The sequence below is a fragment of the Paenibacillus sp. GSMTC-2017 genome (assembly GCF_016019935.1).
Classification (GTDB): domain Bacteria; phylum Bacillota; class Bacilli; order Paenibacillales; family Paenibacillaceae; genus Pristimantibacillus.
Map to the genome: position 1 here is coordinate 17923 of NZ_JAECMT010000001.1, position 13810 is coordinate 31732.

Annotated in this window: 13 protein-coding genes; 10 read left to right on the forward strand and 3 right to left on the reverse strand. The window is 37.0% G+C overall.

Annotated elements, in window-relative coordinates:
• Positions 1-94: 94 nt before the first annotated feature.
• The 3 genes from I6N90_RS00090 (at position 95) to I6N90_RS00100 (ending at position 3331) form a co-directional block, all read left to right on the forward strand.
• Positions 95-1723 carry a helix-turn-helix domain-containing protein gene (locus I6N90_RS00090; protein ID WP_232242445.1) on the forward strand — a complete coding sequence of 543 codons (1629 nt, stop codon included), beginning with the start codon at positions 95-97 and terminating at the stop codon, positions 1721-1723.
• A 99-nt stretch (positions 1724-1822) separates the two neighbouring features.
• Positions 1823-2356, forward strand: a complete 534-nt coding sequence (locus I6N90_RS00095; RefSeq protein WP_197933496.1) for a GNAT family N-acetyltransferase — start codon at positions 1823-1825, stop codon at positions 2354-2356.
• Between the two features lie 42 nt (positions 2357-2398).
• Positions 2399-3331: a serine hydrolase domain-containing protein gene (locus I6N90_RS00100; protein WP_232242446.1), complete on the forward strand. Its 933-nt coding sequence runs from the start codon at positions 2399-2401 to the stop codon at positions 3329-3331.
• A 19-nt stretch (positions 3332-3350) separates the two neighbouring features.
• Here I6N90_RS00100 and I6N90_RS00105 read toward each other — a convergent pair whose 3' ends face one another.
• Positions 3351-4145, reverse strand: coding sequence for a Cof-type HAD-IIB family hydrolase (locus I6N90_RS00105; RefSeq protein WP_197933498.1), 795 nt, complete (start codon positions 4143-4145; stop codon positions 3351-3353).
• 393 nt (positions 4146-4538) lie between these two features.
• Positions 4539-5441 (reverse strand): oxygen-dependent tRNA uridine(34) hydroxylase TrhO, encoded by a 903-nt coding sequence (gene trhO / locus I6N90_RS00110; RefSeq protein ID WP_197933499.1) that lies wholly within the window; start codon positions 5439-5441, stop codon positions 4539-4541.
• A 287-nt stretch (positions 5442-5728) separates the two neighbouring features.
• Here trhO and I6N90_RS00115 point away from each other — a divergent pair, with 287 nt between their 5' ends.
• From I6N90_RS00115 to I6N90_RS00125, 3 genes are all read left to right on the forward strand, one after another.
• Positions 5729-6961, forward strand: coding sequence for an aminopeptidase (locus tag I6N90_RS00115; protein WP_197933500.1), 1233 nt, complete (start codon positions 5729-5731; stop codon positions 6959-6961).
• A gap of 202 nt (positions 6962-7163) precedes the next feature.
• Positions 7164-7982 carry a helix-turn-helix domain-containing protein gene (locus I6N90_RS00120; RefSeq protein WP_197933501.1) on the forward strand — a complete coding sequence of 273 codons (819 nt, stop codon included), beginning with the start codon at positions 7164-7166 and terminating at the stop codon, positions 7980-7982.
• Between the two features lie 47 nt (positions 7983-8029).
• Positions 8030-8662, forward strand: coding sequence for a LysE family transporter (locus tag I6N90_RS00125; protein ID WP_197933502.1), 633 nt, complete (start codon positions 8030-8032; stop codon positions 8660-8662).
• Positions 8663-8746: 84 nt separating this feature from the next.
• Here I6N90_RS00125 and I6N90_RS00130 read toward each other — a convergent pair whose 3' ends face one another.
• Entirely contained in the window at positions 8747-10345 is a 1599-nt protein-coding gene (locus I6N90_RS00130) for a basic secretory protein-like protein (protein ID WP_197933503.1), read from the reverse strand.
• Positions 10346-10621: 276 nt separating this feature from the next.
• Here I6N90_RS00130 and I6N90_RS00135 point away from each other — a divergent pair, with 276 nt between their 5' ends.
• The 4 genes from I6N90_RS00135 to I6N90_RS00150 all read left to right on the forward strand — a co-directional run bounded on the left by I6N90_RS00135 (position 10622) and on the right by I6N90_RS00150 (position 13758).
• Positions 10622-11398: a CPBP family intramembrane glutamic endopeptidase gene (locus tag I6N90_RS00135; protein ID WP_197933504.1), complete on the forward strand. Its 777-nt coding sequence runs from the start codon at positions 10622-10624 to the stop codon at positions 11396-11398.
• A gap of 30 nt (positions 11399-11428) precedes the next feature.
• Positions 11429-12601, forward strand: a complete 1173-nt coding sequence (locus I6N90_RS00140) for a sensor histidine kinase (protein ID WP_197933505.1) — start codon at positions 11429-11431, stop codon at positions 12599-12601.
• On the forward strand, positions 12594-13250 hold the full coding sequence (locus I6N90_RS00145) for a response regulator transcription factor (RefSeq protein ID WP_197933506.1): 657 nt from the start codon (positions 12594-12596) through the stop codon (positions 13248-13250). Before I6N90_RS00140 ends, I6N90_RS00145 begins: the two co-directional genes overlap by 8 nt.
• A 103-nt stretch (positions 13251-13353) precedes the next feature.
• Complete coding sequence (locus I6N90_RS00150; protein WP_232242447.1) at positions 13354-13758, forward strand: hypothetical protein; 405 nt, start codon at positions 13354-13356, stop codon at positions 13756-13758.
• The last annotated feature ends 52 nt before the right edge of the window (positions 13759-13810 follow it).

Sequence of the window (13810 nt, forward strand, 5' to 3'; positions counted from 1 at the left end):
AAGAGCATTTCAACACGTTGTTGAAGTGCTCTTCTTTATCCTTTATAGTAGTAAAGTGATAATGATTCTCATAAAAGAAGTGGTTGGTGCAACTATGCGAAAGAATTTCCTGAACGTTTCTACATCCAACAATAAACAGTATTACTTAACTGGTTTATCATACTTTGAACTGAATCCGCATGTACAATGGAAAGCAGAATGTAGTGAAGACTTTTGTATGATAATTGTTGTGGAAGGTGGAGGACGTATGTATATGGACGAAAGTGGCTATCAGCTCGAGCGTTCCAAATGCTACATCTCCAAACCAGGTATGACTGTTTCAAGGGAAGCTTCCAAAGACGGTCTTGTTTGTTATGAAATAACCTTTGAAGTCATCCACTTAGATCATAATGACATCCAACATTCAAAGACAGAATATCAAACGTTATTCCCATATGTAGGAGAAGTTGATTGTAGCCCTTTTTCACAATGTTTGAAATGGGTAGAGGCCTTATTTAGTGACAATGAATCCGAAACAAGTTTATGTGCAGAGCTATTCTTGTTGAATCAACAAATCTTATTCCAACAACTTATTTATCATATCCTTAAGCAAAATGTACTTGATACACCTATGAAGAGCAGCCGACAAGCAGTAGAATCAACAATTAAACAACTTTCCCTGCATTACAACGAAGATTGGTCTGTAAGCAAATTAGCCGAACATGCAAATGTCGGACGATGGCAGTATTCTCGGTTATTCAAACAAATAACGGGTCAAGTTCCTCTCCAGTATTTAAGCAGTATTCGAATAGATCAAGCTAAACATTTATTACAGGTTACAAATGATCGTTTATTTGATATCGCGATAAATGTAGGTTTTGACAATGAATTTTATTTTAATCGTCGCTTCAAACAATCGGTGGGCTTATCACCAGGACAATATCGTCGTCATTATCGTGAAGAAATTCAAGTATTCGCACCCTTTCTGGAGGACTTCCTTGTCACACTTGGTGTTACACCTATACTCCAAAGCTCATACATGAAGAGGGGGACGCAGACTTATTTGGGGATCGATCATATTCCCTCGGTGGATCTATCGGAAAAGTCACCTGTACCATTACCTGTGAAACCCGATCTCATCTTAGTTGATTATGGCTTTTCTGTACAACAGGATAATCATCGATTTAATGAATGGGCTCCACTTTATCAAATACCTACTCAGGGTGAAGATTGGCAAGAGTCATTGCGGATTATAGCGGATTTAATAGGAAGAGGCAAAAGTGCTTTAATTACAGCTATCATTTCAGATTATGAACGTAAAGCTGAGTCTGCTAGAAAGAAGCTTCGTACAATACGTAATCAAACTACTGCTTTTATCCGAGTCCGAGATAATGGTATTTTTCTATATGGAGGGCCAGACATGGGCTGCACAGGTCCAATTCTATATCGGGATCTAGAACTAACACCTCCATCAATTGTGCTCGAATTAACGCGCAATACGAGGCATGCAGAGCTTACAGACGAAATGCTTGCCAAGGTTGACGCTGATAACTTGTTCGTTACATTCGATAATCCTTATTATGACAAAAGCAAACTCTATGCATCTTCAGCATGGAGATCTATTCCAGCAGTTAGTAATAAACGTGTTTCTGAGGTAGATTTCTTCAGTTGGATGAACTATGGGATTCTCTCTCACAACAAGAAAATAGATGATGTTCTACGTACTTTCGAACAGTATTGTTGATTATAGTTAAACAGTATCTTGTTTGCATCTCCAAATGAAATTAAGCTGGTTATAACTACTATAATTCATCATTTATCGGTTATAGAATAGGAGGTACGTATGAATATCGAAGTACGTTTGACGGACAAAGATGAGGCGTACATAATAAAAAATTTATACCCACTTTATTTACATGATTTATCGGGACATCACGGAACTTTTCCCAATACACATGGAATATTTGAAGATAGTAACTCATTCACAACGTTAACTGATCAATATGATATACAAAACGTATGGTGGGAAAAACCGGGATGTCTATATCCATTTCTAATCTTAGTGGACGGTATACCAGCAGGATTTGACCTTATTGCAACCCATCCACATTGTTCTAATGAGACCGATTACTTTGTCAATGATTTCTTTCTGTTGCAGCCATTCAGGGGGAAGGGTGTCGCAGAGAACGCTGCGATTCAAGTATTCGAAAAATTCAAAGGGAAGTGGGAGCTTTTCACAAATCCCTCTGAAAAAAATATTGCAGGACAAAAGTTTTGGCGTAGAACGATATCCATTTATACAAAAAATAATTTTCACGAATCATCCGGGGCAACATTTGATGGAGACAAACTGATTTTCAGATTTAGCAATAATTAATACGATCTATGTTGAAACTAAATAAATGACTAGGGTGATCTATTGAAAATTGTTTGGAACGAGAAGATGGCAGATCTATCAGACGTATTAAAGAAGGAAAAAATACATAGCTTTCTGGTTAACAAGGATGGGGAACGACTTTTTCAGTATTTTAAAAATAATAAGCTAGAAAATAAGATGAACAAAATCAACTCCGTAACTAAAAGCATTACGTCTAGCTTAATTGGAATAGCGACTAATCAAGGACTAATTCCTGATATTTCTACACCAATTAAGGAGTTTTTCCCTTCCCTCCGTAATGATCTTGATGAAAGAAAACAACTCATTACGATAGACCACCTGCTTACGATGAGTGCTGGATTTGATTGGCCGGAAATGACCGATTGGAGAGGCTGGCCGCAAATGATTCACAGTGGGAACTGGGTGAAATATTGTCTTGATAAGCCCTTACTTAATAGTCCTGGTGAATCTATGAATTATAATTCGGGTTGCAGCCATCTATTGCTAGCCATTCTTCAAAAAGCGACAAGTAAAAGTGCAGAGCAATTTGCCAATGAACATTTATTCTCACATCTCACGTTTAATGATTACATATGGCATTCGGACCCTCAAGGTATCAATATCGGTGGGTTTGGCATTCATCTTACTGTTCATGACATGCTTAAATTCGGTGAATTGTATCTCCGACAGGGAAAAAAAGGAAAACAGCAACTTATCAGTGAAGAGTGGATTGCTTCCACAACAGTCGCTAAATACATGACTTATCCTCACTTTGGTCACTATGCTCGGCATTGGTGGGTGCATGAAGATACTACTTCAGATAAGTTTTATTTCGCAATGGGAATGGGTGGACAGTATATTTGTGTAGTACCAACGAGAGGGATCGTAATTGCAACTACGTGCGATACGCATGGAAGAACGCTAACCCCTTTACGCATAGTAAAAAGTCTTCTTTCACAGTACGAAGTGAGCTAAATCATTATCAGCTTGTAATTTACAGCACAAATTTCTCAAGAGCAACAGCAACACCATCGTTATCATTAGATTCGGTAATGTGTTTGGCACAATTTTTCAGCTCAATTATCGCGTTGCCCATAGCGATCGGAAATCCACATTTATAGAATAGTCCTAAATCGTTAAAGTCATCCCCAAATACCATTACATTTTCTAGATTCACGCCGATATCACTGAGCACATATTGAACGGCATCTTCCTTTGAGGCTGATTTGTCCATGATTTGAACCAAAACACCTCCATCGGTTGCGATTACGTTCACATAGTCACCGAATCGCTCGATAACATCCTTACAAATGCTATCATTTAGAAACAAAATTTTGGTAGGGGATAGTGAGCGAATAAAATCTTTATCAACAACTTGGGGTTTTGGATCATTTGTACGGATACCGAAATGACGATATTGTGAGTCGGGGACTGATGTACACGTATACCATGAATCATTGACCTCGTATGTAATTAATGATTGAGGTGCGTGTGATTCGATGAAATTGTTTATCTGTTGACTAATCTCCATTGGGATACTAATGTGCCGCTGAGATTGCTTAGACTTGCATGTTAATAAAGCTCCATTGTAATAAACCAAGTAGTCTACAAAAGGAAAATTCTCTACAAATTGATTAGCCGCTCTAGGTGGCCTTGCCGTTGCAACAATAATATGAATTCCAGTATCAAAACATCTTTTAACAGTCCGATAATTCCGAGAAGATATTAATTTGTCGCTGCTGAGCAAGGTTCCGTCCAAGTCCAATACAATTGCCTGAATGTCCAACATCTGCATCCCCTCGCAAATAAATTCTAATTCCTATTTTACCAATTATAACCTAATAAATAGAGTAGGTGATAGCTACATTATTGAATTAATGTTAGTATTGGAAAGCAAATGATTTTTTGAAGGAGATAAGTCTTGATGCCTGTAATCTGTCTGGAAGGATAATGTTTCGAGTATTATCCGGGCAACATCTGACTTTAAACCTTCTAAAAAAACCCCCTTTTCTTTGGAGATATTTCAAAAAATGACTGAATGGTTGTCCACCAACAAGGCAATTGGTTCAGGTAAATGAAGAACGTTAGAGATACTCGAAAAGTTCTAATTATAATAATCCTTAGACAGTCTAAAATAATAAAAACGGCGAACTCCATTAACAGGGCTCGCCGTTTATCTTTATTAAGCTTGTTTACGTTCGAGATCATTCGTTCTGCAATCATCGGAGCAATAATTATCATGCTCGTCCATACAATCGTCGCATACAAGATGCTGAAGGTGGCATAGATCGTCTGCGCAGTTTATATAGACATCAGTAGGGTTCTCACAGTGATAGCATTTACCTACAATGATATCTTCGTCTGTCTGATTAATCCGAACCGAAATTCGTTCGTCGAATACATACATTTTGCCATCGAACAAACGGCCTTGAACGACAGGGTCCTTACCATAAGTAGTGATCCCGCCTTCTAATTGTGCAACATCGGTATAACCTTCGTTAAGCAAAACTCCTGTAAGCGTCTCACAGCGTATTCCACCTGTACAATAGGTCAAAATTGTTTTGTCCTTTGCATCACTCAAGTTTTCCCGAATCCACTCAGGAAACTCACGGAATGATTCAACCGTCGGACGAATGGCATTACGGAAATGACCTAGATCGTATTCATAGTCATTTCTTCCATCGATAATGATGACATCATCACGCTGCAACTGCTCATGAAATTGCTCAGGTGTTAAACGTTTACCGCTAATAACATTCGGATCTAATTTCGTATCGTAACGCAATGTAACAAGTTCTTTTTTCGGACGAACGAACAGCTTCTTGAACGCATGTCCTTCAGACTCGTCAATTTTGTAAACCATATCCGCAAATAGTGGGTTGCTTTGCATATGTGCGATATAAGCATCTGTTTGTTCAATCGTACCAGATAAAGTACCGTTGATACCTTGTTCAGCGATTAAAATTCTTCCTTTTATACCAAGCTGCTTGCAATAATCAAGATGTTGCGCAGCAAAGATTTCGTAATCAGGAATCGTTACATACTTATAATATAACAAAATACGATAAGGCTTTAAGCTTTCCATTCTGCTCACTCCAATATATAGTTAACTACATGAAATATCGTGTATGATAGGTTGTTCATTTAGCTCTCGTATGCACACAAAATTGAAATCATATCCTCTAAGCGCTCATACACATAACATACATTATAACACTTGTGACGAGTTTTTTCTAAACTTTCATTTGTCAAAAATTCGAGTAATTTCATTTCTTACGTAATATTTTGAGCATTTCGGCAGACAGTATTATAATAGTAGATGGCAATCAATAATTATTAAAACTTTTTACATACTAAAGGAGGAACTACCCCATGTATCCCACACAGAAACAATTAGAAAACTATGCAGAAATAGCTGTTAAAGTTGGTGCAAATGTTCAACCGAATCAGACCGTTGTCGTTATGGCACCAATTACATCAGCTCCATTAGTACGTCTCATTGCCTCGAAAGCTTATGAAGTTGGAGCTAAGAATGTACATGTTGAATACAACGACGAAGAATTGTCCCGTATTAAATTCAAACAGGCACCCGAAGAGGCTTTTTCACAATATCCAATGTTCCGTGCAAAAGGATGGGAAGATTTTGTTGAGGAAGGCGCAGCATTTATATCGATATATTCTCCAAATCCAGATCTTCTTAACGATGTTGATCCAGCACGCGTAGCTACAGCATCTAAAACAGCTTCTACAGCAATGAAAAACTACCGTGGTGCCCTTATGAACCATACCAACGCTTGGACACTAGTTTCATATCCTACAAATGAATGGGCAAGCAAAGTATTTCCGGATGCAACACAAGAAGAAGCAGTCCAGAAATTATGGGAACGTATTATTGATGCAACTCGTATCGGTTTAGACAATCCCGTTCAAGCATGGAATGATCATAATGCTAAGTTACTTGAAATGGTTAATGTACTTAATGATAAACGATATAAACAATTGCAATACGAAGCTCCTGGTACAAAACTGACAGTTGATTTACCTGAAGGACATATTTGGCTAGGTGGCTCTAAGGCGAATAGTAAAGGCATTTACTTCAATCCTAATATGCCTACCGAAGAGGTATTTACAATGCCTCATAAAGATGGAGTAAATGGTGTCGTTAGTAGTACAAAACCATTAAATTATAACGGTCAAGTCATAGATGGTTTTACATTAACTTTTAAAGAAGGTAAAGTAGTAGAGTTTTCCGCTGAGAAGGGCTATGATGCATTAAGCAACTTGCTTAATACAGATGACGGCGCAAGACACTTAGGCGAAATTGCTTTAGTTCCACATGATTCACCAATTTCTAACTCCAACGTTGTTTTCTTTAATACATTGTATGATGAGAACGCTTCTTGTCATTTAGCATTAGGCCAGGCGTATCCAGTTAACTTAAAGGGTGGTACTAAGATGTCACCTGAAGAGTTATTGTCTAATGGAGCAAACAGAAGTCTAACACATGAGGATTTCATGATTGGTTCGGAGCATATGAATATCGATGGTGTCACTCAGGATGGAAAGCTTGAACCAATTTTCCGTAACGGAAACTGGGCGATCTAGTTGTAGATTAAATAAGGATACCTAATGAAAAGTTATTATTTCAGCGAATCGATTGCTGAGATAGTAACTTTTTGTTTATTAATGCGATTGTGTCATTCCTCCATTTAAATAGTAAAGTAACTAAAGCGCAATATCATACAAGAAAAGCTACTACATCTATGATATTTTATAAAAGGTCATTACGACGTAGGAGGATAGACGGATGATAGACGAAATCCGAACGATTTATCTTGATTCAGATTTAGACGTAGAAGCATACCGTTTTAAAGGCATTATGCATAAGTTTCCTGCACACTTTCATGACTATTATGTAATCGGATTTATTGAAGCCGGTCAACTTGCGTTGGTTTGCAAAAGTCAACAATACATTGTTAACTCTGGGGACTTAGTATTGTTTAACCCTTATGACACCCACAGTTGTGAGCAACTAGACGGTAAAACACTTGATTATCGAAGCATTAATGTGAAACCTGACGTTATGAAAAAAATTGCAATTGAGATTACTGGGAATGAGAATCTGCCATTTTTCAAACAAAGTGTTGTATACCAAAGTGAACTCGTATTCAATTTAAAAGAGCTTCATTTAAAAATTTCACAAGATGAAACCCAGCTAAAAAAAGAAGAGTTATTTCTGTATTTTATGGAAGAGCTCATCGAAACCTATTCGGACCAAACGAATCAGCTACAATTAGCCGAAACTTCCTTTGAAATTAAAACAATGTGTACATATTTAGATGAAAATTACACAAAGCAGATTACGCTTAATGATTTAAGCCAATTAACCGGATGGAGCAAGTTTCATTTACTGCGATCTTTTACAAAAGAAATGGGAATTTCACCTTACAGTTACTTAGAAACAATTCGAATAAATCATGCCAAAAAGTTGTTAGAACAAGGATTAAAACCTATCGAAGTAGCCTTCTTAACGGGATTTAGCGATCAAAGTCATTTAACTAAATTTTTCAAAAGACAAATTGGATTAACACCAAAACAATACATGAGGATTTACCTAAACACATAAACAACGATGTCGTAACTAATGTGAACGATTTGATGAGGAGAAGTAAGATGGATAACTTAGCAGCCTATATATTAATGGCATTAATGATGTCGATATTGCCCGGAACAGATACAGTACTTATTATGAAAAATACGATTGCTCACGGTGCAAAAGCAGGGCGATTTACGATACTCGGAATGGCCACGGGTCTTACGTTTTGGACATTAGTTGCCGTTCTCGGCTTGTCAGTAGTTATTTCTCAGTCCGTTTTTTTATTTAATACCATTAAATATGCAGGCGCTGCATACTTATTTTATTTAGGAATTAGATCATTTTTTACAAAAAGCACTTTTTCTCTAGAAGCAGTTCAAGGAGAGAACTCAACTTCAACTCCAAAACCATCAAAAAAACACTTTAAAGATTCCTATTTGCAAGGTGTAGTAAGTAATATTCTAAACCCTAAAACTGTTCTCATTTATATTACGTTTATGCCACAATTTATTGATCTAAATGGGAATGTAAATCAGCAACTAATAATATTAGGTTTAATTCTTACATTCATTGCAGTTAGCTGGTTTTTAACGTTAGTTTATTTGTTAGGTCATGTGAAGAAATGGCTCAAAAAACCTAAATTTCAGAACATCTTTCAAAAATCAACTGGTGTAATGTTAGTCGGATTTGGTGTTAAAACTGTCTTATAACTTTTATGCGGTGAAAGCAATAGAAGAGGGGTTGTCCCTACGCAGTAGATAAAATCTGCCGTAGAGACAACCCCTTATTTATTACTAATTAACAAGTGACTGCTGATATTGCGTCCAGAGCGTATTCACGTTTATTCCAGTTATGGACTGAATTTGACTCTCTTTCCACGCAAGAGTTTGATTAGCGTCCAAGCCGTGTGGAACTTGATTAATCCCATTTATTGCGCGGATGAAGCCACGATGTTTTGTATCATCTATCCAACGAATGAAGTTTGCAGTGTGAGTGTTATGCCAAGCACCACCCTGAGAAATACCATAACGATTATGATAGCCTGTTGCAAAACGCAAACTATCTGCGACTGCTTCTGTATCGAAGTTACTAAGCTGATAAGCATGACCCAATTCGTGGTAAAGAATTCCGATAATTTCTTCACGTAATGAATTGTTAGGATTTGATACGTAACTTGCTAGATACTGCGAACTGAAACCAATTGTTTTAAGATCGGCATCTCCAGATATCCAAGCCCCTCCAGGTTGGTCTACGATTTGAACTGCTATTTTCTTCATTCTAACTGCCATTTCTGTCGGATTATTATAAAATAGTTCATTAACTTTACGTATGATTGCTAAGATCTCTTGCTCAGCATTAGGGAGTGCTTGATCAAATGGTGTGAAACCAGCAATATTTTGGATTTCGATGATCGGATTTTCTTCATGCCACATATCGTTTGTCCGTGAAAATTCAACTTCACTCAATTGAATTGCATAACCACTGTTGTTCTGTATATTGCTAAGTTTATAGTATCGATAAGCAGTCGTATTATTGTTCAATATGTAGTGTTTCCTCTGATGACGAAACTTGAACTTTTCATTGCTTCTAGTATCAATAGTCGTCCAATTTGTATTATCGTTGGAGCCTTGTAACAGCCAGCTTTTTGGATCAGCATCTGCAGTATTATTGTAAGACTTAGCCGATGTAAGAGCGTAACCATCAATTGTCACCGGTTCGCCATAATCAAATTGCAACCACGCTGTATTATTGTACGTTAACCATTTGGACGTGCTTGAACCATCTACCAAATTGGCTTTAACATCTGTAGGAGCATTTTCTCCGCTTGCAGTTACTGTAGGCTTTATCGTTCTATAGGTTTGTACTTCATTACCGAATAATTTAATTTCAGATATTTGTAAAATCGGAGTACCTGCGTTTTGATTAGTAATATTCTCAAATGCTACAAATTTAAATGCTGTTGTATTAGCAATTGAATAAGTTTTTTCTTGAAGACGAGTGGAGAAGCTCTGATTTTGTTGTGTATCCAGAGTAGTCCAGGTAGTACCATCATTTGATCCTTTTACTACCCAGCCTTTCGGATCACGCTCGGGTACATCATCTCCAGAAGTAATAGAATACGAAGTTATAACTTTAGCAGTAGTAAGCTCATATTGTATCCAAGCAGGATTTTCGAATGTTAACCACTTAGAAAATATATGTTTATCGAACGCTTTGTTCCAATCTTGGTGAGATCCATATCCTCCACTTGCAGTTACCGTACCGCCTACAGCCAAGTTCAGTGGAACAGTGATCGTTGTTGATTCAGCAGCCACCGCTGTTTGAAGATTGGTCGTACTAGTGACACCTAGACCAATTGCTACAGCTAAAATGAATACACATAATTTCCTCATTATTTCTCTTCTACCTCTTTTCATGAATAGTATGAATTAAATTTTTTTCTCCTATCTAATCTCTATAAATTAGCTCTCCTTTCCTAATTTGTAAAATCATATCACATTAATCCGATTATTCATAGTTAAATTGTTGTATATATTTTATTAATAATTATATTGTATTTTTTTGAAAGCCATTATCTTTAAAAATTATGACGATCGTCACTTATCATGTGACGTTCTTTTTTTTATATTTATTTTGGAAATGAAATCCACCATGAAGGAGTGGAGCGGTTGCATAACGAAATGGATGTTAAACAATATAGTGTCTTCAAAATTGTAGGGTTGTGGGCCGTAGTCGCTTTACCCATGTTCATTCTTCGTTTTGTCGTAATGCCATTACTTATTCCAATTGTTAACTTTCATCCGGGCATTCTTTATTGGTTGCTCATGATCATCGGTATGATCTGGCAGTTTGTTTTATCCATCATTATTTTGAAGTGCGAACTTGGGCATTTCACGTGGAAGAAACTCAAGCAGCGATTGTGGTTAAACCATCCCATACATCCAAAAACGTTTAAAATCTATAAACTTGCATATGCATTTACTATTCCAATCATTTTGTATGCATTTTTCATTGAAAGCTCCGGATTGTTCACATTTATTGCAGAAGCAATAAACCGCTTGTTTCCATTTATTGCACCTCATGATTACACTCAGATACAAAATCTAGCCACCCCAGAATTTGAAGGCGCTTGGTATTTACTCGGTATTGCGCTAGTTAGTTGTTTATTTAATTATTTATTAGGAGAAGAGTTGTTTTTCCGTGGAGTGCTATTGCCGAAGATGAAAGGTGCCTTCGGGAAATGGGATTGGGCTGCGAATGGTATTTTGTTCGCAGCTTATCATCTTCATAAAATCTCAGAAATCCCACTTTTTATTGTAGGTTCTCTATTTTACGGCTACTTAAATGTTAAATATCGCAGTTTTTGGCCTACTGTCGTTATTCATGGTGTCGAAGCTATATCTTTGCTTCTAGGTGTTTTGGCAGCTATTCTAGGATTTCTGTGAAATAGTTCTATCTGAGGGATGAGTGGGAACATGTACATTACCATTACAACAGTACAAACAATAAGTAATATTAAAGTAGCAAAACTGATATTTTATGGGCTCGCTACTGCTTATATCATGTTGCTAATCGTTTATATCGGATTATCTCAGTTTAAAGGTATTTTGTTTGTTCCGATCATAATTGGACTCTATTATTTAAGGCACACAAAATTAGTATTACATGACCCAAAACATCAACTCTTTGCAGCTCTTTTTCCTATTGTCGAAATCATTCTGCTCTTTCTATATTTCTTACAAAGTGATACAGGAATAGAGAACATTGTATTTGTTATCATCATTGCAGATATTTTACTTCATTATAAACCTTGGTTCGCATTTCCGATTGCCTATGGAGGATATATAACTTACAACTTATTGTGGCCGGCTGGTGGGGAAGGGTTATGGCGGAATGTGTTCGAGATTTTAAGCTACTCCTGTGTAATCATTTTGATTTGGAGTACTAAGCAGCTACTTAATCAAAGAGATATGAATTATCTATTGAATGAGGCTATGATCCGAGAAGCAGGAATGAGAGAAGAAATGGCTGTATTGAGAGAGCGAACGATGATTGCAGAAGAAGTTCATGATACGGTTGGTCATACGTTAACGACAGCTATTGTAGCTCTAGAAGGTGCTCAACTGCTATTTGAAAAAAGTCCTGAAGAAGCATTACGAAAAATTTTCGTTGCACGTGAACAGATGAAACAAGGACTCGGAAACATTCGTCAAGTAGTCAAGACGTTGAAGGCAAAGGAAGGGAATACGAGTGGGTTAAACCTCAAAGATGGCATATATAAAATCATATCAGACACAACTAAGCAAACAGACACTCAAATTGATTTTTATTATAATGTGACTACTCCTTTCATTTCCTTGCAGGAATACGTAATAATTAATGCCATTAAAGAATCAATTACAAACGCTTTAAAACATGGTAAAGCACGTTCCATAGAAATAACGGTCCTAGAACAACAAGAAACCATTCATTTAAAAATTCGAGATGATGGTTGCGGCAATGACTTTTTGGAATTCGGATTTGGGCTAAAAACGATGGAGGAAAGAGTTGAAGCAATTGGAGGGAGATTAACTGTGCAAAGTGATCTAATGAAAGGCTTCCTCCTTCATATGCAAATGCCTGTAGCAAGGGGATTAGTCGATGGGTAGAGAAGGCAAGATCAAAATTTTGTTAGTAGATGATCAAACACTAATGCTCGAAGGTCTCGAAACATTATTGTCAATTCGAGCAGAAATACAGATTGTGGGAAAAGCACAAACAGGGGAGGAAGCACTTGAATCTCTTCGATTAATTACGCCAAATCTTATACTAATGGACATTCGAATGCCGGGAATGGGAGGCGTTAAGGCAACTGAAGCAATAAAAAAATTGTATCCATCAATCGTTATCCTAATTTTAACAACATTTGATGATGATGAGTACATCATTGAAGCTTTAAGCAATGGCGCATCCGGTTATTTGCTAAAAGACATTGATGGAGAAAAACTTGTTCAATCTATCTACGAAGCACTATCCGGAAGTTTATTACTTACCGGCAAGGTTGCCCATAAGCTTGCACTCAATATTCGAAATAACAACAACCGATTAGATAAAATTGCCGAACTACTCACCTTTACACAAAGAGAAATAGATCTGGCAAAGCTACTTGTAGATGGATTTAACACAAAGGAAATTGCAGAGAAATTATATCTAACACAAGGGACAGTTAAAAACTATTTAAGTGTTATTTATAGCAAAATAGGTACTAATGATCGTACTAAAGCTGTCTTAATTTTAAAAAAACACTTATCTTCATGAACACAATCTACCAAACTTTGCTTTCGAAAGGCATAACTATTTCCGTTGCTACGGTGGTCCGGAAACGACGAGAGTTCTTATCCAATCTAAGAGGAAAAGGTGATTGATGATGAAAAAATTCACTCTAATGTTGCTTGCTTCACTGATGCTTGTTTTCTCATCTAGTACAGCAGTTTTTGCCAATGGTTCTTCAGTAATACAGGAATACTATTTAGGGTATCATGAAGCTGGTAGAGTTGGCATTAAAGGTGTTTCAACTTTCGCAGCCGGCTCTGTAAATCAACAGTTCGTATTTGAAGTTAGGAAGTTACAATCTGATGGCACCTGGAGAGGGGTTCAAGGATCAGATGCTTACTATAACAGTGGACACTTTTGGACTACTTTCGCACATGGCGGCTGGGCTCCTCCGTTGCCATCAGGTTATTACAAAATCGTAGTAATAGCTACTTCGGGGGTATCATTATCAAATGTAGAGACTCGAGTAAATCTTACGAACCAACCTTGGTAGAACTAATTTTGAAGATTTGCGAAATTTAATTAATGACATTAATAAAAAAGAA